Source organism: Chryseobacterium phocaeense (assembly GCF_900169075.1).
Taxonomy (GTDB): domain Bacteria; phylum Bacteroidota; class Bacteroidia; order Flavobacteriales; family Weeksellaceae; genus Chryseobacterium; species Chryseobacterium phocaeense.
The window spans coordinates 2402816-2428210 of the sequence record NZ_LT827015.1; the positions used below are offsets into that span (position 1 = coordinate 2402816).

31 protein-coding genes are annotated in these 25395 nt (G+C 41.1%); 11 read left to right on the forward strand and 20 right to left on the reverse strand.

The genetic code is table 11. The features are described 5' to 3' along the window. On the reverse strand, positions 1 to 1890 hold the full coding sequence (locus tag B7E04_RS17620) for a DUF262 domain-containing protein (protein WP_080779875.1): 1890 nt from the start codon (positions 1888 to 1890) through the stop codon (positions 1 to 3). Between the two features lie 422 nt (positions 1891 to 2312). Here B7E04_RS17620 and B7E04_RS17625 point away from each other — a divergent pair, with 422 nt between their 5' ends. Genes B7E04_RS17625 through B7E04_RS17640 form a run of 4 tightly spaced genes read left to right on the forward strand, consistent with a single transcriptional unit; the run spans position 2313 to position 5060 of the window. Further along, positions 2313 to 3017, forward strand: a complete 705-nt coding sequence (locus tag B7E04_RS17625; protein ID WP_080779876.1) for a hypothetical protein — start codon at positions 2313 to 2315, stop codon at positions 3015 to 3017. After that, positions 3004 to 3651, forward strand: coding sequence for a hypothetical protein (locus B7E04_RS17630; protein WP_080779878.1), 648 nt, complete (start codon positions 3004 to 3006; stop codon positions 3649 to 3651). Before B7E04_RS17625 ends, B7E04_RS17630 begins: the two co-directional genes overlap by 14 nt. Next, entirely contained in the window at positions 3618 to 4373 is a 756-nt protein-coding gene (locus B7E04_RS17635; RefSeq protein WP_080779880.1) for a sensor histidine kinase, read from the forward strand. The genes B7E04_RS17630 and B7E04_RS17635 overlap by 34 nt, the downstream gene beginning before the upstream one ends. Positions 4374 to 4376: 3 nt before the next feature. Next, the gene (locus B7E04_RS17640) at positions 4377 to 5060 is read left to right on the forward strand and encodes a response regulator transcription factor (protein WP_080779882.1); all 684 of its coding nucleotides are present in this window, start codon (positions 4377 to 4379) and stop codon (positions 5058 to 5060) included. 234 nt (positions 5061 to 5294) lie between these two features. Here B7E04_RS17640 and B7E04_RS17645 read toward each other — a convergent pair whose 3' ends face one another. From B7E04_RS17645 to B7E04_RS17705, 13 genes are all read right to left on the reverse strand, one after another. Next, entirely contained in the window at positions 5295 to 5555 is a 261-nt protein-coding gene (locus B7E04_RS17645) for a RebB family R body protein (protein ID WP_080779883.1), read from the reverse strand. 76 nt (positions 5556 to 5631) lie between these two features. After that, on the reverse strand, positions 5632 to 5892 hold the full coding sequence (locus B7E04_RS17650; RefSeq protein ID WP_080779885.1) for a RebB family R body protein: 261 nt from the start codon (positions 5890 to 5892) through the stop codon (positions 5632 to 5634). Positions 5893 to 5973: 81 nt separating this feature from the next. Continuing rightward, positions 5974 to 6234 carry a RebB family R body protein gene (locus B7E04_RS17655; protein ID WP_034728083.1) on the reverse strand — a complete coding sequence of 87 codons (261 nt, stop codon included), beginning with the start codon at positions 6232 to 6234 and terminating at the stop codon, positions 5974 to 5976. A gap of 75 nt (positions 6235 to 6309) precedes the next feature. Further along, positions 6310 to 6570 carry a RebB family R body protein gene (locus B7E04_RS17660; protein WP_080779886.1) on the reverse strand — a complete coding sequence of 87 codons (261 nt, stop codon included), beginning with the start codon at positions 6568 to 6570 and terminating at the stop codon, positions 6310 to 6312. Positions 6571 to 6650: 80 nt separating this feature from the next. Next, the gene (locus B7E04_RS17665) at positions 6651 to 6911 is read right to left on the reverse strand and encodes a RebB family R body protein (protein WP_080779887.1); all 261 of its coding nucleotides are present in this window, start codon (positions 6909 to 6911) and stop codon (positions 6651 to 6653) included. 446 nt (positions 6912 to 7357) lie between these two features. Beyond that, on the reverse strand, positions 7358 to 7585 hold the full coding sequence (locus B7E04_RS17670; protein WP_080779888.1) for a RebB family R body protein: 228 nt from the start codon (positions 7583 to 7585) through the stop codon (positions 7358 to 7360). A gap of 180 nt (positions 7586 to 7765) precedes the next feature. Beyond that, entirely contained in the window at positions 7766 to 8215 is a 450-nt protein-coding gene (locus tag B7E04_RS17675) for a hypothetical protein (protein ID WP_080779889.1), read from the reverse strand. Continuing rightward, complete coding sequence (locus tag B7E04_RS17680; protein WP_080779890.1) at positions 8193 to 8447, reverse strand: hypothetical protein; 255 nt, start codon at positions 8445 to 8447, stop codon at positions 8193 to 8195. The genes B7E04_RS17675 and B7E04_RS17680 overlap by 23 nt, the downstream gene beginning before the upstream one ends. Continuing rightward, positions 8444 to 8926 carry a hypothetical protein gene (locus tag B7E04_RS17685; RefSeq protein ID WP_080779891.1) on the reverse strand — a complete coding sequence of 161 codons (483 nt, stop codon included), beginning with the start codon at positions 8924 to 8926 and terminating at the stop codon, positions 8444 to 8446. The genes B7E04_RS17680 and B7E04_RS17685 overlap by 4 nt, the downstream gene beginning before the upstream one ends. Before the next feature lie 17 nt (positions 8927 to 8943). Continuing rightward, positions 8944 to 9159, reverse strand: coding sequence for a RebB family R body protein (locus B7E04_RS17690; RefSeq protein WP_034728290.1), 216 nt, complete (start codon positions 9157 to 9159; stop codon positions 8944 to 8946). Positions 9160 to 9529: 370 nt separating this feature from the next. Continuing rightward, positions 9530 to 10252, reverse strand: coding sequence for a siderophore-interacting protein (locus B7E04_RS17695; protein ID WP_080779892.1), 723 nt, complete (start codon positions 10250 to 10252; stop codon positions 9530 to 9532). A gap of 80 nt (positions 10253 to 10332) precedes the next feature. Continuing rightward, entirely contained in the window at positions 10333 to 11205 is an 873-nt protein-coding gene (locus B7E04_RS17700) for a helix-turn-helix domain-containing protein (protein ID WP_080779893.1), read from the reverse strand. 111 nt (positions 11206 to 11316) lie between these two features. Continuing rightward, on the reverse strand, positions 11317 to 11952 hold the full coding sequence (locus tag B7E04_RS17705) for a LysE family translocator (RefSeq protein ID WP_080779894.1): 636 nt from the start codon (positions 11950 to 11952) through the stop codon (positions 11317 to 11319). Between the two features lie 540 nt (positions 11953 to 12492). On the opposite strand from B7E04_RS17705, the gene B7E04_RS17710 reads away from it, so the two are divergent. Both B7E04_RS17710 and B7E04_RS17715 read left to right on the forward strand, forming a co-directional pair. Then, complete coding sequence (locus tag B7E04_RS17710; RefSeq protein ID WP_080779895.1) at positions 12493 to 14832, forward strand: TonB-dependent receptor; 2340 nt, start codon at positions 12493 to 12495, stop codon at positions 14830 to 14832. Between the two features lie 3 nt (positions 14833 to 14835). Next, entirely contained in the window at positions 14836 to 15651 is an 816-nt protein-coding gene (locus B7E04_RS17715; RefSeq protein WP_080779896.1) for a DUF4249 domain-containing protein, read from the forward strand. A gap of 110 nt (positions 15652 to 15761) precedes the next feature. On the opposite strand, the gene B7E04_RS17720 is transcribed toward B7E04_RS17715, so the two are convergent. Beyond that, the gene (locus tag B7E04_RS17720) at positions 15762 to 16613 is read right to left on the reverse strand and encodes an AraC family transcriptional regulator (protein WP_080779897.1); all 852 of its coding nucleotides are present in this window, start codon (positions 16611 to 16613) and stop codon (positions 15762 to 15764) included. 90 nt (positions 16614 to 16703) lie between these two features. On the opposite strand from B7E04_RS17720, the gene B7E04_RS17725 reads away from it, so the two are divergent. Genes B7E04_RS17725 through B7E04_RS17735 form a run of 3 tightly spaced genes read left to right on the forward strand, consistent with a single transcriptional unit; the run spans position 16704 to position 19238 of the window. Continuing rightward, positions 16704 to 17681 (forward strand): polysaccharide deacetylase family protein, encoded by a 978-nt coding sequence (locus tag B7E04_RS17725; protein WP_228439978.1) that lies wholly within the window; start codon positions 16704 to 16706, stop codon positions 17679 to 17681. 33 nt (positions 17682 to 17714) lie between these two features. Further along, on the forward strand, positions 17715 to 18833 hold the full coding sequence (locus B7E04_RS17730; protein WP_080779898.1) for an alkene reductase: 1119 nt from the start codon (positions 17715 to 17717) through the stop codon (positions 18831 to 18833). An 18-nt stretch (positions 18834 to 18851) separates the two neighbouring features. After that, entirely contained in the window at positions 18852 to 19238 is a 387-nt protein-coding gene (locus B7E04_RS17735) for a DoxX family protein (RefSeq protein WP_080779899.1), read from the forward strand. Between the two features lie 115 nt (positions 19239 to 19353). Here B7E04_RS17735 and B7E04_RS17740 read toward each other — a convergent pair whose 3' ends face one another. Together B7E04_RS17740 and B7E04_RS17745 are read right to left on the reverse strand one after the other, a co-directional pair. Next, positions 19354 to 20496, reverse strand: a complete 1143-nt coding sequence (locus B7E04_RS17740) for a 1-acyl-sn-glycerol-3-phosphate acyltransferase (protein ID WP_080779900.1) — start codon at positions 20494 to 20496, stop codon at positions 19354 to 19356. 370 nt (positions 20497 to 20866) lie between these two features. Next, complete coding sequence (locus B7E04_RS17745; RefSeq protein WP_080779901.1) at positions 20867 to 21412, reverse strand: hypothetical protein; 546 nt, start codon at positions 21410 to 21412, stop codon at positions 20867 to 20869. 196 nt (positions 21413 to 21608) lie between these two features. Between B7E04_RS17745 and B7E04_RS17750 the strand changes: the two genes are divergently transcribed. Next, positions 21609 to 21959: a DUF2511 domain-containing protein gene (locus tag B7E04_RS17750; protein WP_080779902.1), complete on the forward strand. Its 351-nt coding sequence runs from the start codon at positions 21609 to 21611 to the stop codon at positions 21957 to 21959. 52 nt (positions 21960 to 22011) lie between these two features. Beyond that, complete coding sequence (locus tag B7E04_RS17755) at positions 22012 to 22236, forward strand: DUF2188 domain-containing protein (RefSeq protein ID WP_080779903.1); 225 nt, start codon at positions 22012 to 22014, stop codon at positions 22234 to 22236. Positions 22237 to 22337: 101 nt separating this feature from the next. On the opposite strand, the gene B7E04_RS17760 is transcribed toward B7E04_RS17755, so the two are convergent. From B7E04_RS17760 to B7E04_RS17770, 3 genes are read right to left on the reverse strand one after another with little or no spacing between them, the layout of a single operon-like run. Beyond that, a complete protein-coding gene (locus B7E04_RS17760; RefSeq protein ID WP_080779904.1) occupies positions 22338 to 22877 on the reverse strand; it encodes a hypothetical protein in 540 nt (179 codons plus the stop codon). Then, entirely contained in the window at positions 22867 to 24126 is a 1260-nt protein-coding gene (locus B7E04_RS17765; protein WP_080779905.1) for a phthiocerol/phthiodiolone dimycocerosyl transferase family protein, read from the reverse strand. Before B7E04_RS17765 ends, B7E04_RS17760 begins: the two co-directional genes overlap by 11 nt. Further along, positions 24123 to 25394 carry a condensation domain-containing protein gene (locus tag B7E04_RS17770; RefSeq protein WP_080779906.1) on the reverse strand — a complete coding sequence of 424 codons (1272 nt, stop codon included), beginning with the start codon at positions 25392 to 25394 and terminating at the stop codon, positions 24123 to 24125. Before B7E04_RS17770 ends, B7E04_RS17765 begins: the two co-directional genes overlap by 4 nt. Position 25395 lies beyond the last annotated feature (1 nt).

Genomic DNA, 25395 nt, shown 5'->3' on the forward strand with positions numbered 1-25395 from the left:
TTACATAAATTTTTTAAGGCAATTTTCCAGTTCTCTTGTGTATTCCCTGGCGTCTGATGCAGTCCATCTTGATTGCTTTTGTGGATATTTGGAATAATATTTCAGGAAAATATTTTTTGAGATAATCGGAATGTAAGTTCCAGCCTGATCTTCTTCTATGATACGTCTTCTTTTAGTTTTGTAAAAAGAGTTACCATAGCTCCGGTTAATAGTGCTATTCAAAGCAGTCAAATTACCAATTATATTTTTATCGAGCAGCTGATCACCATCCCCCGCCAACTTACTATCTAATTCAACTAGAATCTGTTCTAATATAGCTTCCAACCCTGGCATTTCCGGAACAATATTTTCCTCAAGCCATTGATGTGAAAATTTTGCGTCTTCAAAAGCTTCCGGATGTAATTCCTGTATTTTGTAATAAAGCTCAGCTTCAAAATCAAGATAAAGATCTTTCAAGTACTGTACTCTTTCATTTTCATTCATTTCTGAAATCTCTCTTTCAGTTTTAGAATCTATGTGTTCTATATCGTAGCTGTTATCTTTATTAAGTTTAAATGGCAGTCTGTAGATCTCTTCGCCATTTCCGGATAAAGAAATTTTAATACAGGTTTCCACATTGAACAGAAAAAAAAGGTTTCTTAATTTCTCCAGGTTTTTCGGATCATACTTCAATATGATCCGCTGATCTGCAAACCATGTTTTTGTTATATTTTTAATGCTATTGATAAGATAATCCGTAAGATCATCTTTAGTTTCAAAAGCGGCTTCGTTATTCTTTCCGGTAAGTTTTATAATATCAAAAACCACATCTCCAGTTTTCTTTTGTCTTTCACAGTTCTTCAGGTAACCTATATAATGGTAATGCTCCGGACTATTATACCACTGAACAATCTGTTCAAAGATAAGAACAATATCATCCCATACTGATTGGATATCATTTCCTGCTTCTGTGATCCTTTCTTGAAAAAATCTGAATACTGCGCTTTTATCAGTTCCAAAATTATCGTCAAACCTCTGAAGATAAACCCCTTCATACTTAAATCTTTCTTTTTTGAAAAGCAAGTCGAAAATATACTCTATTCTGGAGGTATAATTTTTATCTGGATTCAGAAATCCCCACAAATAAGGATCTTGGAGCTGATTTTCTATATTCTGCCATTCTTTTGCAATAGAATATATAACTGAAATATTTATATTCGCATTTTCCTTAAGAAACAGTGCTTTGATAAGTTCTGCATTAGACAAGGGAATCTTACCTATATTAAATCTTCTGAATACCGCTATACTATTTTCATTTTCCTCAACCTCATACCAGATCACTTTTACATTATTAATTTTATAGGAAGTAAGGAGTTTTAAAAAAGACATATGCTTGTCTTTCTTTCCATCAAACCATTTTACAATAGTATCATAAACTATTTTCATGTGAAAAAAATCTATATCATCTTCAAGCTCTTTTTCCTTTGTTTGATCCTTCATATAGGCATTAAAATCCATTAGTATTTCTTTGCTTTTAGGTCTGACTTCATAGGTAATAGAAGGTAGTCCGAGACGTATACTTCCCGACAACTCAAAGAGAAGATAGTGCAAAAGAATTACAATAGTAGTGATCCTCTGCTGACCATCTATTACTTCATAAACAGGTTCTTCTGAAAAGTTTAACCTTTCCAGCTTTATTTTTTCCTGTAAAGATATTTTTCGCACTACTACCGGCTGCAGACAGTAAAATTCATCTTCATGCTTATTCTCCTGTTCGACAAAGCCGTTAAAATCATTAAGAAGATCATTAACCTGATCTTCGTCCCAGCGGTAACCTCTCTGATAAGACCGAATAAAAAACTGCCTGTCCAGAAGCTCCGCAACAGCTTCCAGTTTCACACCTGTGTTCATTGCTAAAATTTTGAATAATTATTTTTATCTAATGATAAAATCATATTGTTTCTGCCATACTGAGCAGAATGAATTTTGATCATGGATAAGTTTTCTCAATAATAAGAAAAATCTTTAATTCTCACTTACGGGAAAACGTAATTTTTAATCCAAATGACATTAAAATCAGAAATAAAAATTTGAACTCTCCAGATACAGACATAGTATCTTTTCACTTCAGGATAGAAAATCAATTCTCTAATAAATAAAAAATCAAATGAGCTTCTAAACCTTTACGGAAGTAGATTCTTTTTTCAGGCTCAGCGTAAACAAACTACATATTATAAATATCAACCACAGCTATCTCTAGCTTATGTGATTTAAATCCAATTTTTTCGTAAATTTCAACCATAAAGAAATATCATTCACAAATATTCAACATTATGGAAATTGAGAACATCTGCCATGCCATCCGGAAATGGAATACTTTAGCGGAACTGTATCAGATCGGGAATAAAGCAAGTGAACAGGAGATCCTTAATGCGCTTAACCAGGGGACGCATTTCAGTGTGACAGGAAAGGAAATTCAGGACTGGAAAGCCAATCTGGAGCATGAAGAAGACAAGGCCATTCATGCCTATGCGGGTATGGATGAAGGCCGTCTGAAGTTTTTCCTGATTGATTCCAAAAGTGATGCAGCAGCAGATTTCAGCCATATTCTGGTGAAAGAATTCACCCGCGATTCCGTGGATCCGTGGCAGCCGTATTTCAGTGAGGCTTTGGTGGCTCCGTCCATCGATTGGGAATCGGCCATCAACCGGAATTTCCGATGGAATATGTTCGGCAGTACATGGCTGGAACTCAACAGGGAAAAACCGTTTTTCAGGCTCATCTCCATTCCTTTTTCAGATTACGAAAAACTGGGGCTTGAGGATGACCGGTCTTGCATCAGCTTCCTTGGGCTGACGACGCTTCTAAAAGACCAAAGTTCCCTTTCAGATTATCATATCGAATTCATTACCGTAAAGCATCTTGAAGTGAATGAAATGAGCAGGGAAGCTGAAGATTTCTCTACGCCAAGGCCGCCGTTCTCCGCATCTGATCCGCAAAATTTCCAACTTCTGATCAAAAGTGATGGCATTTTATAACAGTCTGTCGCTTTTTCTTCAGGTGCTGATCAACGTGACGCTGCTCACCGGCCTGATCCTGTTTTTAACAACCGGAATAAAAGAAAAGTTCGTGCTGCTTCTTTTTTTCCTGGGTGAAGCAGCTTTGGAGCTCTCCGACCTTATCGGCAGACTGATGAAGCTTACTTCCTACAACGTATACAACTATTCCTTAAGCCAGTTTTTGAGCCTGATTGCGCTGACGGAAATTTACAATGCCTATTTCTTTAAGATTTCCCCTTTTGTGAGGATTCCTATCTATCTTTCCGCATTGATCCTGCTGGCCTTTAATATGGCGTACCATCAGAGCATTGAAACCCTTACTTTTTACTCAACCATGATCCCGAACCTGGTGATCTGCAGTTTTGGAGGATTTTATTTTCTTCAGGTGATCAGAAGAGGCCAGACAGATAAAACCCTGTTTACGGTAAACGTTGCTGTATTCCTGTTCTTTTCGATCGAAACGGTGATCTCCACCACTTTCAATTTCCTGATCAACAATCATATGGAATGGGTGGCGCCGGTATGGCTCTTCAGAGGAGTCCTTTTGCTCTGCTTTTATCTTGCTATTGTTAATCTGGGATGCCGTACCGTGAAAATCAGAATCTGGCAGTAGTCCTGTGGATATGGATCGGGATCGGGCTGCTCTTTTTAATGACTCTGTTTATAACCGTACTCACCTCCACGTATCTGAAAAGTATAAAAAAAAATAAAAGAAAAGTAATGCAGATGGTCAGAAATACCCAGACGGAATGCTGGGAAAACACCCTTTACATCCAGGAAAAAGACCGGGAACGCCTGGCAGAGGAACTTCATGACAATATTATCTCCAGACTGAACCTCATCCGTCTGAACAGAGCCGGTAAAAGTGCGAATGAGCTCAGCCAGGACATCAGGGTTTCCATGCAGCTGATCCGTGAGCTTTCCCACAACCTTACGCCGCCGGATCTGAATGATATTGAGCTTCCGGATCTCATTGCAGATTATCTTGAGCAGATTGAAGATATTCCTGTTATTTTTCATCATTCCGGAAGCGGATATGGAATCAGCAGTTCGGTAAAATTAAATCTATTCAGAATTGTTCAGGAACTCATCAGCAATGTACTTAAGCATGCCGGGGCTTCAAAAGTCGAAATCCGGCTCAGAATCTCAACACAATATCTTGTTCTGACCGTGAAAGACAATGGCTGCGGCTTTAAAACAGGAACCCGGTACGGAGGTATCGGCCTCAGGAATATCCAGTCAAGGACACAACAGATCAACGCAGTATATAAACTAAAAACCAGGCCGGAAAAAGGAACGCAATGGATGATCCTTACGGCATTTAAATCAAATTAAACCATGAAAGAATCTAAGAAAATAAAAATCGGGATCGTAGATGACGATCTTCTTTTTGTCCAGCTTTTACAGGAGTACATCAACCGAGATGACCGCTACCAGACCATACTCACCTGCACGGGTGGCACTGCCTTCCTGACAGAAATAGAAACCCACAGCCCCGATATTCTGATCCTGGACCTGAGAATGACCGACGGCAGCGGCCTGGACGTACTTTCAGCATTATCCCAAACGGATACGGAAATGAAAATCATTGTCCTTTCCAGCTTTTACAGGCGCTCCTTTATGGGGCAGATGCTGAAAATGGGAGCCCATGCTTTTCTTTCCAAAGAAATTGAGCTGAGTGAGCTTCCCTTTGTAATTAATGCCGTGTATGAAAACGGCCATTATTTTTCAAATGATCAGGTAGACGTGATGAGGCACCAGCTTTCCAATAAGCTTCCTGAATTTCACGCCTTCTCCAAAGATGACCTCACAGAAAGGGAAATTGACGTGCTGAGGCTGGTGTGCCAGCAGATGAGCACCAAAGAAATTGCAGATGCCCTGTTTATCTCCCCCAAAACCGTGGAAACCCACAAAACCAACCTGATGATCAAAACCTGCGTAAAAAATATGGCCGGTCTCGTAATTTATGCCGTACAGAACCGGATCATTAATGCAGATGAGATTGTTTTGCTGGATAAGTAGTTACAGGTTTGAGAGTTAGAGGGTGGAAGCTTTTAGGGAGAGTTTGAGGGTCAGAGAGCCTTGGTTTTTGGGTTTTGGGATTATAAATTGGTTCAAAATTTAATATAAAGGTCAGAAGTTATCCTTCCGGCCCTATTCCCTATTCCCTATTCCCTATTCCCTATTCCCTAAAACAAAAAATCAGGAAGTACACCATATGCACTCCCTGACTGGAATCTAAAAAACACGCTTTACTTATGGATTTAAGATTTTAGCAATAGACACTGCATCTGCTATGGTATCCAAGCTGTAAATCTGGATCACACCCTGTGTGGTGGCTGCCTGGCCGAGGATATTCTGCTGGTTCTGTGCATTCACTGCATTCTCAAACATAATACCTGTAGAATGGGCAGCGGACTGATAGACGTTGCTTAAAGCCACTGCAGGAGATTCTGCTACTACTTTCACGTTCGACTGCGTTACTGCGTCTGTGATTTGTTCGTTTACTGTTGCCATGATAATTATTGTTTATTGGGGTTTAAAACAGCCGGATGATCCGGCTGTAAAGGTTTTCTGCCGTTACCGGAACCTCTTAGGGATTCAGGATCTTAGCAATTGACACAGCATCTGCAATGGTGTCAAGGCTGTAGATCTGCGTTACACCCTGTGTAGTGGCTGCCTGGGTTACGATGTTTTGCTGGTTTTGGGTATTTACCGCATTTTCAAACATGATTCCTGTGGAATGTGCTGCTGTCTGATACACGTTGCTTAAAGCCATTGCAGGAGATTCTGCCACCACTTTTACGTTCGACTGCGTTACCGCGTCTGTGATTTGTTCGTTTACTGTTGCCATAATGGTTATTGTTTATTGGAGTTAAAAGACAACCGGATCATCCGGTTATCAGGATTATTGTTTGCCGTCCGCTGAAACTTTTTAAGGATTCAGGATTTTAGCAATGGAAACCGCATCTGCTACGGTATCCAGGCTGTAAATCTGTGTAACACCCTGTGTAGTGGCTGCCTGGGTTACGATGTTTTGTTGGTTTTGGGTATTTACCGCATTTTCAAACATGATTCCTGTGGAATGTGCTGCTGTCTGATACACGTTGCTTAAAGCCATTGCAGGAGATTCTGCCACTACTTTTACGTTCGACTGCGTTACCGCGTCTGTGATTTGTTGGTTTACTGTTGCCATAATGATTATTGTTTATTGGGTTAAAAAGCAACCGGGACTTCCGGCCTGTGATTATTGTAAAATGAAATGAAACGTTTAAGGTTTCAGGATGTTCGCAATAGAAATTGCATCTGCAATGGTATCTTTACTGTAAATCTGACCAATGCCGTGTGTAGTGGCCGCCTGAGTCACAAGATTCTGCTGATTCTGCGTATTCACTGCGTTTTCAAACATAATTCCTGTGGAATGTGCGGCTGTCTGATACACATTGCTTAAAGCCATTGCAGGAGACTCTCCCACAACCTTTACGTTCGACTGCGTTACTGCGTCTGTAATTTGTTCGTTTACTGTTGCCATAATAATGATGATTGTTTGGTTGGATTAAAAAGCCCGGATCTGCCGGATCTGTAAAGCCCGGATGTTAAGGTGCCGGAAAATTAAGGCTTCAGAATCTTCGCAATAGAAACCGCATCTGCTATGGTATCCATGCTGTAAATCTGCATAATACCCTGAGTAGTGGCTGCCTGCCCTAAAATGTTCTGCTGGTTCTGCGTATTCACCGCATTTTCAAACATGATTCCTGTAGAGTGTGCGGCTGACTGATACACGTTACTTAAAGCCATTGCAGGAGATTCACCTACTACTTTTACATTCGACTGCGTTACTGCGTCTGTGATTTGTTCGTTTACTGTTGCCATAGTTGTAATTGTTTTTTTTGAGATCTGATCTCTGTTAATAATTATTTTGATTTAAACTAGTTTTCGTGTTATTTAAACTCCCGCAAATAATAGCATGAAGCAGATTTTCAAGGCATTGTTGCAGACTGTGGTCGGTTTCGCTGTATGGATGATTCTCAATACAATGGCTGATATCTGATCTGTACCATGTGCAGGAGTTAAATTTTATGCTGTACTCTTAGGTCATTCCTGACCCTTATTGACTGATAAAAGGATGCGGCTGAGCTTTTCCTGATCATGTATTCCTGCTGTGTACACTGAACGTGGACTGTTCCGGGGATGGATGACTTAACTGTTTTGCACGCTGAGCATCAGAAAAACGGTGTGGAATAAATATGGACGGATTGTATATGCTGAGGGCACCGTTTTCTATTTTTACAGAGGAATATACCGCATCCGTAGTTTTGTTAAAAGCGTCTTCTCCCAGATATTTTTGAACTTTTGAGCCTGAATGTCCCGGAACTCATTTTTCTGAGTCCCATCACGTAATTACTCATTCCGACCATAGCATCCCGTTGCTGATTCAGTGCAGAATTGATATGCATTAATCCTGTGGAATGGGCACTGACCTGCGCAGAAATAGCGGCGGGCACAGAGGCGGACATTCCCATAACGGCTGTATTGATTTCATTCATAATGATCTGTTGTTTTGGTTATGTGTTATTTTAATGTGAGGAGTCAGGAGGGATGGAAGCTGGAAGAGGGAAGTTAGCCGGCTGACTTCCAGCAGACAGAATAGATTTTAAGATTTAAAGATTTAATATGATTGCTCTGCAGCTCAGATTTTGGCTTCAGGAACCTCCCTCTTCCCTCACCTACTTCTTCATATTTGCAAACCTCACCTGCAGCTTATTCATTCTTTCTGCAATCTTCAGTTCTTTCTCTTTAATCTTCATTGCTGAAGTTTCCTGCAGTTTTTTTAGCTGGTCTTCATAGTTCATGGTTACAGGAGCGGCTGTAGCGGGTGATTGATATGCCTCCTGCTGTTTTACGGCTTCTTCCAGCTTTTCCAACAGTGGTGCTAACGATTTCAGCGTTGCTTTAGTCGCTTTATCTTTGATATAATTGATGATTTCGTCTTCATGACTCAGCACAACGGGCATGGCACTGATATCAATTCCCACAGCATTATTTTCCGTTTCCACAACAGGAATATTTTCCTCCTGTTCCTGATCTGCCCCTGTATTTTCCCTATCATCAACTGACACCTCCTCGTAGACTGCGGGATCTATTTTTTTGAGATTATGATCTTTTGAATAATCCATTTCCTATTTTTTTAAGTTTGTCTGTGATTTGCATTGTTATGGTCTTTGCGGGCTTATCGCTCTCAGGTTTTTCTGAAGGAATTACCGCTTCTTCAATCTTAGGTTTTACGAGTGGCTGGGCCAGCTTAATAGATTTCAGCACCAATTTCCCGTCTCCGCCTCCAGCTTCAAAAGTTTTATTTCCCATGCTGTCCTGTTCTTCTGGTTTGTCATTGGTAGGCGCTGATGTCAATTGTTTTTTTTTTCAGCATCTTCTTTGGGAAGATCCTGGACCGGCATGGCAGCCGCTGGCGGATTCAGATTGCTGTTAATAGCATAGATTGCAGTAGAGATTTTCGTTTTCACTTCGGCATAATCGCTCACCATTTTAAAAAGATCCCGCATCATTTCATTTCCCGTATCACTTCCTGTTTCTTCAGCTGCTCCTTCCGTCAGTTTTTTCTTTGGAGGCGGTTTATTTTCGCTGGGTGTTCCGTAGGTGAGAAAATTATTGGCCAATCTGCTTAATGCGATGAGACCTACCTGTTCAAATCCTTTTAAAAAAGACTGGAGATCCTGAACCATCATCCCCGTGGACTGGTCGATCATTACTTTTCCCGCACCGGTCATTGGGGAAGCTGCCGGTGGAGACAATACTTCTTTGTTAATGAAAACCACCGCTTCCTCTGCCGCATTGGCAGGCTGGGCTCCTTCTGAATTTTGCGTTCCCATGGTTGTAAAGTTTTAGATTATCCTTTCAAAATCTTAATGGCATCCGCTACAATGGCAGGATTCAGCTGGTTAAGATTCTGCTGGTTAGTTACTGAGTTCTGTATTGAAATCCCGCTGGCATGCATTGCCATCTGGTACAACATACTCATTGCCTGAGCCGGCGATTCGCCGAGCACTGTAACATTGGTCTGCGTTACCGCATCGGTGACCTTGTTATTTACTGTATCTGACATATACTTGGTTTTAATGGTTATTCAATTTCGGAGCGCCGTTCATTTTTATTATCTTTAAAGAACTTTTCTCCCGGTTTACTGTTCTACGCCTTCCCTCCTCTTCATTTTCTGTTTCCCTCTTTCTTCTGATACAAATTTCCAAAAGAAAAACAAATTCAGATTAAGGGAATGTACTGATTTTTAGAAATTAGGGTATTTCCCTTTTTCGTGAAAAACAAGCGACCAAATCTCGCTTTCAACCATTTAGATTCGGAAAAACCTTCTACTAAAGCACTACAGGAAGACTAAGTGCATAAAAAAACCGTCACATAAAATGATGACGGTCCTATTTGGTGGAAACCTTACTCTATGAAGAACTAACAAACAGCTTTTAAAGTCCCTTTTTGCCCTCTATCCAATATGCCTGCGACCTTACACACTTCGCATCCACTCCTTTTGCTTTAAGGAATTTCCGGATCACCGACATGGTATTTCCGTTTCCCGTAAGGTAGAAAACCACCTGATTGTTGTAAACCGCTTCTTTTTCCTCTTTTAAAAAATCGTTGAGGGCTTCCATAATGTTCTGAATGTCGTTTTTGGGGGCATGATAGCCGTACAGTTCCAGTTTTTTCAGGACTGCCGGCTCTTCCAGCTCATGAAGGCATACAAATGAAGCGTCCGCATCTTCTGCTTCTTCTTTGATGGACAGGGAGGTTCCCAGTGAGGTTTCATCACCAATGGAGAAATGGATTTCCGCATTGGGTTCAAAAAAGCGCTTTCCCCGCGGCATTAAAACTTTGGTAGATTCACCTTCGGTGAGGCTTTCTGCAAAGCTGCTTCCTACGGCCCGGGTATCATGCAGATGGAACATTACATCAAAAGTTCCCTTATATTTATTGAAATTAAATGGAGAATAATTGCGGTAATCCCTTTCATTAACCCTGATCCCGATGGCATAGGCAGGTTCAAAGTGAACATCCCGCAGATCGGCAGCAAAACGGATAAGGCGAAGATCATCTGAAACAGTTTCGGTATGGATAACGGTGCATTCCTGAAATTTGGAGGACATGACATTTTCTAACGTGTCATTGATCCATTTTGGTAAGCTTGGCATAAAAAATTTTAATACAAAGGAAGCTTCAAAATAAAGACCGGTCGATAGCCGTTTCAGGGAAATGATTGGACTATTCGCGGTTAGGATCTCTTCCGGTTTTTGTCCCGGAACTCAGACGGTGGATAGCCTTCTGTTTTGGAGAATAACCGTGAAAAATAGGTGTGATCGCTGTAACCCAGTTCATAGGCAATTTCCTTTACGGTAAGCTGCGTGAAGGAAAGGAGTCTTTTGGCCTCTATTAAAACCTCCTGCTGAATCCAGTGCTGGGCTGGTTTTCCGGTCACCTCCCGGATGACTTCTGTGAGATATCCCCGGGAAATATTCAGGAGTGCTGCATAGCCTGACGGATTTTTCAGCGTTCTGAATTCTTTCCTTACAAGAATCCTGAATTTCCGGGCCAGCTGAACGGCACGGCTTTCACTGACAATTTCAGGATTATTTTCCTCCAGAAAGATCAGGGCATACAGACCGGCAAAAGCATTCATCAAAGACTGAACCACAAAAAAGCCGTCGTTCGTTTCCAGCATCTCTTCCGTATAGGCCATCTGGAGCATTTTTGCACAGGCGCTGAGCCTTTCTGCACGGATTTTATCAATAGAAATGGGCTGGATATCCACCAAAGATTCCTCAAACACAGCTCTTACCGTATCCGGCAGCAGATCTGCCTTAACCGCGATAAACCATCCGCTTACCTCATCCATTAAAATTCCTTCATGAACCTGACCGGGCAGCAGAAAGAAAACCGCCGCATCCCGGGCTTCAATGGTCTTAAAATCCACCATCATTTTGGCATGTCCGCTTTCCAGGTAGGTAAAAATATAATGACTGTCCCGGTGAACGCCTTTATCAAAAAGGTTGTCTTCCGTGCTCATCGTCCGTTTTTCAATTCTTTCAATCAGAATGCCGTGGTGCGTGATGCTGCTTAAATCATATGTCGGAATGCTTTGTTTCATCTTTAAATAGTAGCGTAAAATTAGAAATATTCATAAGAACAGACGCAAACCAAAACATTATCCTTTAAATGAAGCATAAAAACCGGGATAAAGAAGCCTTTAGCAGTTCATTTACTTAGCTTTTGAAAAAGCCATTTTTACAGCCAGATACGTGAGTACGCCTGCCATAAACCATTTCTGGATCTTTACCCAAAACGGATTACCTGCGAAAAATGCTGCGACCTTTGCAGCCGTAAGGACTATGATAAAATTGACACTGAAGCTTACCAAAACCTGGATAATTCCCAATTCAAAACTCTGGATCAAAACAGAACCGTACTCAGGTTTAATGAATTGTGGAAAAAAGGACAGGTAAAACACGGCCACTTTTGGATTCAGTACATTCGTTAAGAAACCCACAGTGAAAAGCTTTCTCGGTCCGTCATGCGGACTGTTTTTATCTACATCAAACAGGTTCCTGCTCTTAGGTTTAACCGCCTGATAGGCCAGATATAAAAGATAAACCGTTCCCAGTGTTTTCAGAACAGTGTAAGCTACCGGAACCGCCAGTAATACGGCAGTCAGACCGAAGGATACCATCACAATATGAAACATGAATCCGCACACTACGCCTGCCAGCGAGATTAAGCCTGATTTTTTCCCCTGGGTGATAGATTTTGAAATAAGATAAATCATATTGGGACCCGGACTTATTACCAGAATAAGAGCAGCAAGAACAAAAAACAGGAGTTCGTGAAGTGGAATCATTTTTTAGCTCGTCATTTATTTACACATATACCGGAAAATCATTGTACAGTACGTACGAACGAATAATTAAACAAATATAATTGATTTTTGGAATACTTTTTCCAACTTCATGACCTCGATGTTTCTTATTTGTTACAAAAACAGACCGATCTTCTACCGGATTTTAGGTATTTAACGTTAAGATTACATTAAATCCTGATGCCGGTTGTAGTATTTTGCTACTTTTGTATCCCTGATGAGGGAGTTTTTTACTTTTTCAGGATAAACAAAACTAAACTATAAACCAGAACACCGGATGCAAACTATTAAAAACCCAGGAAACTTTCATGGTTACAGAGATTGAATAATTATGTCACTCTTTAAATGGATATTAAAAATATTTTTTTACAATCCCGTAATATCATTTGATTTTTTACGTTTCACAGTAAACTAAAAACCATTTATCTAACAAGAAAAGTTTCATTCTTCTAATTTCCTGTAACATCCATCCAATTCAATAGACTATTTGAGAGACTTCTACTCCATTAAAATTTAAACTGAATGCAAAAATTGTTTTTTAAGGCTGCCGCCACAGCTGCTGTACTCTGTTTCAGCTCTATGGCCCTGGCGCAGCAAAAGTACTCGGTAAGCGGTACTGTGAAGGATCACAAAAACGGCGAACTGCTGATCGGGGTTACCGTAAAAGTAAGCGAAGACCCGTCCATTGCTGTCGTTGCCAATGAATACGGATTCTACTCGCTGTCACTTCCTGAGGGAAATTACACGCTGATTGTTTCCTATCCCGGTTACAAGGATTTTGAGTATCCCATCAAAGTGGAACAGAATACAAAGCTGGATCTGCCGCTGAACCAGGAGGAAAAAGGGGATGAAAAAATAGGAAAAATAGATGAAGTGGTTATTTCAGGGGTTAAAAAGGATAAAAACCTTACCACTGCCCAGATGGGAACTGAAACCCTGAGCATTAAAAATATAGAAAAGCTTCCGGTACTTTTCGGGGAAAAGGATGTGATGAAAACCATCCAGCTTCTTCCCGGAATTAAAAGCAACGGTGAAGGAAGCAGCGGATTCAGTGTAAGAGGTGGTGCTACCGACCAGAACCTGATCTTACTGGATGAGGCTCCGGTGTACAACGCCTCTCACCTTCTTGGCTTTTTCAGTACCTTCAACAGTGATGCCCTGAAAGATGCCAGCATTATCAAGGGAAACAGTCCGGCCCAATACGGAGGAAGACTTTCTTCGGTAATGGATGTAAAAATGAAAGACGGGAACAACAAGGATTACAATGTAAACGGAGGCATCGGGCTGATCAGCAGCAGGCTGAGCGTGGAGGGTCCTATCCAAAAGGAAAAATCATCATTTATAGTTTCCGGAAGAAGAACCTACGCCGATCTTTTTCTGAAAGGAAGCGATGATTTTAAAGACAGCAAGCTCTACTTCTATGACCTGAATTTAAAAGCCAATTACCAGATTAACGAAAGCAACCGTCTTTACCTGTCCGGATATTTCGGAAGAGACGTTCTGGGACTGGGTGATACGTTCTCTACAGACTGGGGAAACACAACGGCTACGTTACGATGGAACAGCATTATCAGCAGTAAATTATTCTCCAATACTTCCTTAATTTACAGCAATTATAATTACAAGATCAAACTTGAGAGCAATGACAACACTTTTGGTCTGGATTCACAGATTGAGGACTGGAATCTTAAGCAGGATTTTACATGGTTTGCAGGAAATAAACATTCGGTACGTTTCGGGTTACAGTCTATTTACCATACGATTACGCCGAGCAGTGCTTCCGGCACGAGTGTGAGCAGCTTTCCGAGAAATCCAAGGAAATCATGGGAAAATGCAGTATACATCAATGATGATTTCAAAGCGACTGATAAGCTTACCGTGAATTACGGTTTGAGGCTTTCCTCTTTCAGCGTTTTAGGAGGTGATACGTATAATACTTATGAAAATGGTGTTCTAACAGACAGCCGCTTTCTGGAAAAGGGTGAATTCGGGAAGACTTATGTGAATCTGGAACCGAGAATCACCGCCAACTATCGTATCAATGAGGTAAGCAGCATCAAGGCAGGATATTCCCGCAATACACAGAATCTCCATCTTCTGAGCAACAGCAGCAGCGGAAATCCTACGGACCAGTGGATCGGAAGCAGCTACAGCATAAAACCTGAAATTGCAGACCAGGTGAGCGCAGGATACAGCAGGAATTTCAACAACAATAATTATGAGCTGAATGCTGAGATCTATTACAAATCCATGAAAAACCAGATCGACTATAAAAACGGGGCACAGATCACGTTTGATACGGCCGCAGATGTTGAAAGCGAGCTGCTTTTCGGTAAAGGAAGAGCGTACGGACTTGAACTGATCGCAAAAAAGAAAAGCGGAAGGCTGACCGGATGGATCTCCTATACCCTGTCTAAAACTGAAAGAAAAATAAACGGCATCAATGATAATGACTGGTACAATGCCAGAATGGACAAGACCCATGATCTTTCCATTGTTGCGACCTACGAGCTGAATAAGAAATGGTCTTTATCCGGATTATTCCTGTACAGTACAGGAAATGCGGTAACCTTCCCTACCGGAAAATACGAGCTGAACGGGCAGACCATATTCCAGTACAGCAGCCGGAATGCAGACCGTATGCCCGCATACCACAGAATGGATCTGAGTGCCACCTACGAACCGGAATCCAACAGACGCTTCAAAGGCTCATGGTCATTTGGTATTTACAATATCTACGGACGTGAAAATGCCTACACCATTACGTTTGAAGACAATCCGAATAATCCGGGAACAACCCGTGCCATGCAGACTTCCCTGTTCAGATGGGTACCGAACATCACGTATAATTTCAAATTTTAGATCATGAAGAATATTATTTTTATCATATTAACCCTGTTTACCGTAATGTCCTGTGAAAAGGAAATCGATCTGGATCTGGATGACAAAAGCGGAACCATCGTCATAGAAGGCAATATCACAAACCAGCCGGGACCCTATGTTGTAAGAATCACGAAATCTGTGGCGTTTACAGCAAGCAATCAATATCCGGCCGTTACCGGCGCCCAGGTGATTGTAAGCGATAACACCGGCCAGACAGAAACTTTACAATATCTGGGAGACGGAAAATACGTGACTAATACTTTTACGGGTGTTGCAGGCAGAACCTACACGCTGAAAATACAGGCGGAAGGACAGCAGTACACAGCTCAAAGCACCATGCCTGAAGCAGTCCCGTTTGATGGTCTTACACAGGATTCCTTTTCTTTCGGGGGTGAGACTACGTATACTCTTTTACCTGTCTTCACCGATCCTTCCGTATTAGGAAACCGTTATCTTTTCAATTTCACGGTCAATAATATGACTAAGAAAACCTTTGAGGTATTTTCGGACAATGTGAACAATGGATTGGTCAATCAAAGACCTCTGTTTCTTCCTAATGAGGATGACGAGGATGATCCTACGGACCATAAGGTAGCACCTGGAGATACTATTTATGTGGAAATGCAGTCCATTGACAATAATATATTCACCTATTATTCCGCTCTGCTGCAGATTTCAGGAGACGGCGGACCTGGCGGAGGCCTTACGCCTACGAATCCTCCGAGTAATATCAATAATGGGGCATTAGGCTATTTTTCGGCACATACAGTCCAAAAAAGAAGTATTGTAATTCAATAATTTTTAAAATTAAAGTACAGAAGAGCTGTTTCAATGATTGGGAACAGCTCTTTTATTTTTACCCCCCTGTCAGATAGATCCGGGGGAATTTTTTTGTTTTTATAAGCTGTCTATTCCTTCTGTTCTGCTTTATATTTTGAAGGTGATGTGTTTTTATATTTCGTAAACAGTTTATTAAAGTGGCTCGCATCTGTAAAATTGAGTTTTTCTGCAATTTCACTAATGGTATAATCACTGTGGGAGAGCAGTTTTTCTGCTGTTTTCATTTTATACTGAATCACATGCTGCTGGATAGAAAATCCGGTCTTGTTTTTTACATAAATACTGATGTAATTGGGAGAGAGTAAAAATTCTTCTGCCATATTCTCTATTCTCATTTTGGTTTCATCCAGTGCGTAAATGCTGATGTAGGCTAGAATCCTGTCGATTTTACTCAGTTCCGTGTTCTTCCAGGTCCTGGCAACAGGATCATTGATTAAATTCCTGCACAATAAAGTGATCATAGCAGAAAACAATCCGGTAACAAGGTCTTCACTATGTATTTTTTTTGCTGAAAATTCGTACAGCATATGATGAGCCAGGCGGATAAAATGTTTTCTGTCTTCGCTGTTGAGAACTGCCGATTCATACTGTACCGATCTGCCGGTAAGCAACAGCTGAATGGCTTCCTTTATATTTTTACTTTTGCCGGGCAGCAGGTAGGTTGATATATAGTGATCTGAAAATTTGATGTAAATGAATCTGGTCTTTTTACTGATGATAAATTCATGATGGTCACTGGGCTGAAGCAGGAATACATCTCCTTTTCTATAGGGGAACGTAACGTCATTCAGGCGGTGCTTTCCTTTACCGGATTCTATAACAATCAGTTCATAAAAATTGTGGTTGTGATACTCTACGTCCCAGATTTCCTTTTCAATGGTGAACACGTTAAAATCCCTGAAATTGACAATACGTTTCATTTTAATTGATTTTTACAAATATATCATAATTACATACAATAATTATCCGGCTAAATTGGAGAAACTTTGCATTATTAAATTATCAATCATATGAAAAAATTCATCACTTTATTACCGATATTCTCCCTTGCAATGATGATACTTTCCTGCAACAACTCTATTGCAAAAGAAGAAAGCAAAAATATCAATACCACAAAAGCAGCCACTAAAAGTCATTGGCCCAATGGTGCACAGCTGTTGATTTCGGTTTCCATGCAGTTTGAAACCGGGGGACAGCCGGAAGGAGCCGAAAGCCCGTTCAGTAGCAGCCCTCTCCCTAAAGGACAACCTGACCTTCCCGCGGAAAGCTGGTACCGCTATGGAGCCAATGAAGGCGTTTACAGAATGCTGGACCTGTGGAGAAAATATGACATCAAAGTGACCTCTCATGTCGTAGGAACTGCAGCTCAAAAATACCCCGAAGTAGCCAGAGCTATTGCGAACGGCGGGCACGAAATAGCGGCCCATGGCATTGCCTGGGATAACCAATGGAATAAAAATTATGCTGATGAACTGGCGTTTGTGAAAGACGGCGTGGATGTGGTTGAAAAAATTACCGGACAAAGAGCAATAGGTTACAACTGCAACTGGCTGAGACGCAGCCCGAATACTTTAAAAGTACTTCAGGAGCTGGGTTTTCTTTATCACATTGATGATCTGAGCCGTGATGAACCATTCGTCACCAATGTCAACGGAAAAAAATTCGTGGTCATGCCTTATACGCTGCGAAATAATGATATTGTACAGGTAGCCGGAAACCACTGGAGCCCGGACCAGTTCCTGTCCCAGTTAAAACATGAATTCGACCAGCTGTATGCCGAAGGAGCCACCAAAAGAAGAATGATGAGCATCAGCTTTCACGACCGTATCGGCGGAACACCTGCGATGGTACACGCTATGGAAGAGTTTATCCATTACACCCAAAAGAAAAGCGATGTGATGTATATGCGGAAAGATGATATTGCCAAAATGGTACTCTACGATCCCAAAACACCTGTAGATAACAGCGAAGAACAGTATAATCAATAATCACAATATTTATAAAATTTTAGAATTAATCCAATGAAAAAACTTTTTGAAACTTGGACATTAGCCGGAAATCATTTAAAAAACCGTTTCGTAATGGCTCCTATGACCCGAAGCCGGGCTTCACAACCGGGCGATATTCCCAATACTTTAATGGCAGAATACTATGGACAGCGTGCCTCCGCAGGACTTATCATCACTGAAGCTACACAGGTATCTTTACAGGGTATGGGCTATGCAAGAACGCCCGGAATTTATTCAGAGGAACAGATTCAGGGCTGGCGGCTTGTCACAGAAGCAGTTCATGAAAAAAAGGGAAAAATATTTTTGCAGCTTTGGCATGTAGGCCGGGTTTCTTCATCAAAAGTAAATGGTTTACAGCCTCTGGCTCCCTCCGCTCTCACTGCAAACAATACCAGTGTTTATATTTTTGACGGAGCAGCTAACGGGGATGCTACCTTTGTTCCGGTAGAAACGCCGAGAGCAATGGACATTTCAGATATCAAACAGGCGATCAGGGAATTTGCTGAAGGGGCTAAAAATGCTGTTGCTGCAAGATTCGACGGTGTTGAAATCCATGGAGCGAATGGTTATCTGATTGATCAGTTTCTTCGCAGCAATTCAAATATCCGGACAGATGAATACGGTGGAAATAAGGAAAACCGCATCCGCTTTTTACTGGAACTTACGGAAGCTGTCATCCAGGCGGTAGGCAAAGAGAAAACCGGAGTACGCCTCTCCCCTTTTATTAAATTTAAAGACATGGATGATCCTGAGATCCTGGACACCATTATGCTGGCCGCAGAACAGCTGAACCGTCTTGATATTGCTTATATTCACCTGTGTGAGGCAGATTGGGACGATGCCCCGGCAATTCCCGGGCACTTCCGTACAGAATTGAGGAAAAAATTTAAAAATACCATCATTGCAACCGGAAATAAAACCCCGGAAGAAGGTGAAAAGCTCCTGGAAAACAATCTGGTAGACCTTATCGGTTTTGGACGAAAATTCCTCACCAATCCTGATTATCCGGAACGCGTAAAAGTGAATGCACCGCTGAATGAAATCTCAGATCCCCATACCCTGTTTGGCGGCGGCGGAGCCAAAGGTTATATCGATTATCCATTTTTCAGGACAGAAGAAACACATCATTAAAAATAAATATCAGATACTATGAAAGATTTATCATTACAAAATATCGCTTACATTTTGTTGAGAATTTCTATGGGTGTCAATATGCTGGGACACGGCCTTGCCCGGATTCCCAGGCTGAGTGCTTTTGCGGAGGGGATGACAAAAAGCTTTGAGAAAAGCTGGTTGCCGGAACCTTTGATCACGATCTTTGGAACAGCGCTGCCTTTCGCTGAGTTTCTGATCGGACTGATGCTGATTATTGGATTTAAAACCCAATGGGCTCTTATAGCCGGAGCCGTTTTGATTATTGTTTTACTTTTTGGAAGCAGCACCATTGAAAACTGGGAAGCCATGGGAATCCAGATGATTTATGCTATAATCTTTTATGTGCTGATGATCCGGATAAAAGATGAGAAATTCACTTAAAGATTTTGAAACATTAAGGGATTAAAGATTAAGATAGGCTCCACTTTAAGAGAAAGCATTTTATGTATGTGACTTTCTTAAAGTCCCTTCCCTCTTAATGTTTAAAAAAAGGCTATTATTCAGAGGAATTTTCTCCGGATTTCATTGTATTGATGAGAGGATTGGCGTACATAGCCAGGAAATATTCTTTGGAAACAGGATCGGATGGATCAATGCGCATCTCAAGCCTTCTTACAAACAGCTGCTTTTCTTTTTCGGTATACTGATCTGCGTAGGTGTTGCTGTCATGGAGTAAATCATAAGCGATAAACTTCGTCGGCCATAATTTATAATTCTGAATAATTGAATCATCAATGATCCGGGCAACAGCCTGTAGCTGCTTATTTTTGTTGTCAGATTCCAATGCAATGGTATCCAGTTCGGTATCAATTACATTCCCTGCATGCAGATGAATCCGTTTCTTCTGACCTAAAACACCGCTCAGCATCGTCATGAAATCCTCATCCTCACCTTTGATATATTCTTCTTCCCTGTGTTTGGCCAGAAGCTGCGGCATTTTTAAGGAATCTGTAGGATCATATTCGTAGGAAATGGATACCGGAACTATTTTCAGGGTTTTAAAATACTCTATTACTGAAAGATCACCCGCAGCCATAGCCAGCATTTTTAAAACGCCCTGCTGGGTAGCATCGTTTCCGTCTTTTGTACGGCCTTCACGCTGGGCAATCCAGACCGAGCGTTTTTCATGATGTAAAAGCTGATCAATATATTCAGACATGATTTGTGAGCTTTTCAGCTGTTCACGGAGCGGCAATCCTCTCTGAACCAAAAAATTTCGGTTCAGTTTGGCCAGGTCATGCAGAAAAGGTTTCTGAACCAGGTTGTCACCGATCGCTGAAGCCGTCATAATCAGACCGCTTTCCAGCAGAACCAGATTGATCAGTGAAGTATCTAGCACAATGTCTCTATGGTTCGAAATGAAAAGATAAGGCGTGTTTTTATCCAGCTTATCAAATCCTGAAGTAGTAAGGCCTTCGGAGCTTTTTGCAAGGATCTGACGGATGGTATGGGCAATGAAATTGTGCTGAAAATCGCTTACGGAGTGGATATTTTTAAACTGTTCCCTCCAGACTTTCTTATCCGTTTCGGGAAAAGTAAAGCTCATCAGTGCATTCATCATAGGATCGCGGGCTATTCCAAGTAAGGCTTCATTCACTTCACTGTCATCAAAAAACCTGATCTCATCGAACTTCGACATGTAATTATGTTAAAATTAAACTTTTTGCAAAAGAACAAAAATTTATTGAGGGGGCACCATTAGTATATGTTAAAGTATTATGACTTACGTTTAAGTTTAATCTAAGAAAACTGTTTATGAAATAAAATTTTAAGTTGTTCTTTTGTCTTGAAACAAAATGAACCAAAAGTTCAAGGCTGGAATCTTCCGCTAAAAATTAAAACTTGCTCCTAAAATTCCCAAAACTCGTGCGGATCATTATTACTTTTTCAGTTCAATATTCAATCCGCACTCAAACAGTGGAAATTTTTTAACGGATCAAATTTTAATTTTTTTAACGCTACAGCTTCCTATGCCAATAATACAGGTTACCAAAGTTAAAGGAGAACAATTATTTTACTTTTTCCAGCAGATATAATTTGGCTCCGGAAAAGGCCAGTTTAGGCATCACATTACCTTCCAGCACCATGGTTTTATTAGTTACATCAATCACCGAAATGTAATTATTGGAATTGTATTCTATATAGTTTTCTTTTTCTTTGGTCAGTGGATTTTTCCCGAATTCCATGGAGTATTTTACCCAGTCTTCGTCTGCAGAACTGCAGTGTACCGGTTTGAATTTGGATTTTTTAGCCTTAAAAATAATCTGGTCAAAACTGTCCGTGCAATCCGTAGAAAAAGAGCTCTCCGGATTCTGATCCTTTGAAAAATCTTCAAAAGAACCCTTATACACTCCTACCACTTTCCACGTCCCATCCAGGCGGTCTTCATCTATTTTTCCTTTTGCCTTGCTTACCGCCCAGCTGATGCCGTTTACAGTTCCTTTTACAGCTTTATAGCCTAAGGTCGCCGCTCCGGTTACTACTTTGGCTGCGGTTCTTACGACGCAGGAGTTTAATACAAGGAGTGTTGAGAGGAGGAGAATTGTTTTTTTCATTTGTAGGGTTTTATAGGTGCGAAGATAGGTCTTTTTAAAATTGCTTAGTTAAATTTTGTTCTGATTAAATCAATATAAATCATGAATATTATGTAATTAATAACGAAGGAGCTCCCGATTTTTAGTGTCATTACGGAAATCCGTAATCGTGTCTGTATTGAGTTCTATACATTTGTACAACAACATATTTTAAACTATGAAAAAATTATATTGTTTGGTGATTTTATTCGTGGCTCTATCATGCAACAAAAATGCAAATCCTGAAAGTCAAACCCATCAAAAGTTTACAAAACAGGAATATATCGGAAAATGGCCTTTTTCAGTAGATGAAGTAGACGTTTTTTGTTCCGGCTATAAAGAGATTTACTGCAAAGCTGATAATGGTAAAATTTACGCTTTAAACGGTTCAGCAAAAGGCGCGTCAAGTCACGATCCATCCATCAGTAAAGTTGAAGAAATCTGGCTTGATGACCCTCAATTTGCGGGTTTAAAAATTTCCTACTCAGACTTTATTGCTGAAGGTCTCAAACTTTGTGAAGATAAATAATACAAATCACTGAAATCGAAATAATAAAAAATAAATTAAATATTATAAAAATATGGACAATTATCATTTAACTAAGAAAGACAATCAATGGAATTTTGGTAAGGAAAATACACAGAAACCGATAAAAAGTTTCGATACCAAAGCCGATGCTTTAGATCATGCAAAAGATTATATGAAAGAAAAAGGAGGTTCTCTTAAAATACATAAAGAAGATGGAACCATTCAGGAAGAAAGAACATATCCCAGATCAGAAGATCCAAAAAAAACTAAAGGATAAAATATTAGCATCAGCAGATAATATGTCAAAAAATTAATACAAGTTCAAGCTGGGATTTTATTATATCAAACAAAAAAATAAAATGATATAGTCTTGCAGTTTTAATCAGGAGGAGCTGCCACATGCTTCCCCATCCACCTCCTCAACCTCCACACCGGCAAATAAACAAAAACCACAGACAACACCCCCGCCAGCAACCCCACCAGCACAGCCATCGCCGTCGCATCCAGCTTATACTGTTCAGAAAGATTGTATTGAGCCAGAAGCAAAACAGACAGTACGAGAGAACCCGTCACAACACCATGCAGAATACTCAGCTTTGTCATCAGTTTTTTCTTGTTGAGCTGCTCGTCTACGGTAAACTCAATGGCTTCCTGTTCAGCGGCGATGATCACACGGTTGATGATATCAATGGTGAGCACTACAGGTAAGAATACGGCCATGGGAAGGGTCAGGCGGGCAAGGTTCTGGGTTCCTGAAAAGAAATGAGTGTAGCCGAGTTCCTGAAAGCTCGCATACGCAATAATGAAATTGAAAAATACATTGGGAAGGACATAGAAAATGGTCCGCCGGATTAAAAAGCGTTTAAGAGTGGTTTTCCTGAGTTTTTTAGGAGGCGGAGGTTTGAATTTAAATTTCATGGGACGAGGTCAGGAGTTCAATGGCTTTATCTTTAATTTTAACGGCTTCTTCCCTCGGCAGGAAATGTTCATTGGACATGAAGGTAAAATCCATCTGCTGATTGTAGGTAGTGGCCACCAGTGTATTTGAATTCAACCATGGAAAAGCAACTGTAGGACTGAAAACCGTTTCCACTTTAAACTGTTTATAATCACCGGGAATACTGATTTTCCCCATATTGGAAAGCGTTACATCATGCCCTCCCCTGCTGGATTTCAGCATCCCGGTCATGCGTTCCACCACCGGATGCATCTGCTCGCCCATCCACAGAAGTTCGCGGGCGTTCATTTTTTCTATTTTTTCCAGGAGATCTTGCTTGATCTGTCTGGCGTTTTCCACCATATCCTGATTCCCCTTTTTTATGGAAAGCTCAACCGTTGGCGCAAATGCAAAAACATGATCCTGCCTGATCTCCGGAATAAAATGACGGACATCCACCGGACTGATCACCTTCCCTTTGGCCTGTGAACCCTGCAGCTCCCGGAACGCCTGCATAAATGAAGAGCACAGCAACGCATGAACAGAAGTTCCATGAGTTTTGGACTTTTCAGTTATTTTTGAAGTCATTTCCGGATTCAGCTTCCAGTGGACCGCATAGTTTTTTCCGGTGTTTCTTTTCCGGCTTTTCCGCTGCATCAGGAAAAAGAATCTGGCCATCAGCCGGAACATTCCTGCTTTGCGTTTCTCCTTTTTCATATTGAAATCCAATGGCAGGAAATCATCCACTGAATTGAATAAGTAATATTGATCCAGCTCCAGAGAAGGATCATCCAGCAAAGAAAGAAGCTCTCTCATCAGGTTGACAATCGAGGTCCCGTCGCAGATGCAGTGCGGCAGCACCCAAAGGATCTCAGACAAATCTTTTCCTTTGATCCACACAAGGCGGGCCAAAGGTTTTTTCTCATCCTCAAACAGATCCATCCATTCCCTTTCAGATTCCACAAGCCAGTCCTCATCCGTTTTTCTCTCCACAACTCTGAGAGGAACAGGTTCAATATTTTTTTCTTCTGTAAAAAACGGATATTTCTCACTGGTGTTATCAATTCTGACCCTCAGCAGAGGATGTTTCTGCTGAATTTTAGCCAATGCCGTTTCAAAATTTTCTCCCGGAATCTGCCCACTGATTTTTGCTGTAAACACACAGTTGACAGGAGTTTTGGAATCAACATACATGATCCTCTCCACCATCATTAAATTTCGTCTCATCATAATACTTCGATGGGGTCCAGTTGTAATTTGATCGTTTTTATCACCTCATCCCGGATCGCCAACGCCTGTGAATGCGGCAGATAGCCTTCGCTTCCCATAAAGGAAAAATCCATTTCTCCCCGGAAAGTAGAAGTCACCATTGTTGTGGTATTTCCAAGAGGGCCAATTACCGAAGGACTGAAAATAGTTTCCAGGGTGAATTCTTTATACTGATGGGGAATCTGAATGCGTCCCAGATTCGAAAACATGCAGTCATTGGAAGATTTGCCGTTCTTCAGCAGCCGGGTGAAATTTTTCAGCGCATCATGGGCAGATTCCATCACCATCATCGTGATATATGGATTGAGTTTAGATGTTTTTCGCTCCACCGTTTCCTGCATCCAGCGTAAGTTTTCTGTAAAACTCATTTTATCGTTCACTGAAACCACGATCATCAGGCCAAATGCAAAGATATGGTCATCCTTGATCTGCGGAGCAAAACGCCGGATATCTACAGGACACGATACTTTATTAAATGCCGCTTTCCCTCTCACTTTTTTAAAAGCATGAAGCACCGCCGCGCTCAGAAAAGTATTGACCGTCACTTCCTGGGATTTGCAGTAGGAAATCAGTTCCCGGCTCGTTTCTTCGTTTAATTTCCAGTGGATGAGATAATCATTTTCGCGGTCAACAGCTTTTTTACGAACCGGGATACATTTGATGGCCGTGGCCGCCAGTCTGCCAATTAATTTAGCTTTTAGCTTTTGTCCTTTGTGATTGAGGATTTCAGACGGAACCACATCCTGAATTCCCAGGATCGGGTTTTCCTGACCGATTTCTGCGGAAGGATGATCCAGGATCTGTAAAAATTCATGCAGAAAAGCCATAGCAGAACCACCATCACACAAACAGTGATGGAATGCAAAAAGCATATCCGAAACTTCTTCTCCTTTGATCCACACAAACCGGATCAACGGCATTTCTTCATAATTAAATAAAGTCCGCCATTCTTTTGCGGATTCATCCTTCCAGTCATCCTCGCTTATTCGGCTCACCGTTCTTATCGGTATCGGCAGCGTGGGTTCAGGAACTTCAAACCAGGGAATATTGTTTTTATCATAGCTGATGATGGCCCTCAGCCATGGATGTTTAGCCTGAATCTGATTTAAAGCATGCTGAATTTCCTTTTCCGTAAAACTGCCTCGTAAACGGAATGGAATCACAGCATTGAATGCTTCTGTCCCATCGCCCAGAAGCATCCGTTCCCCAAATAATAACTTCCTTTTCATA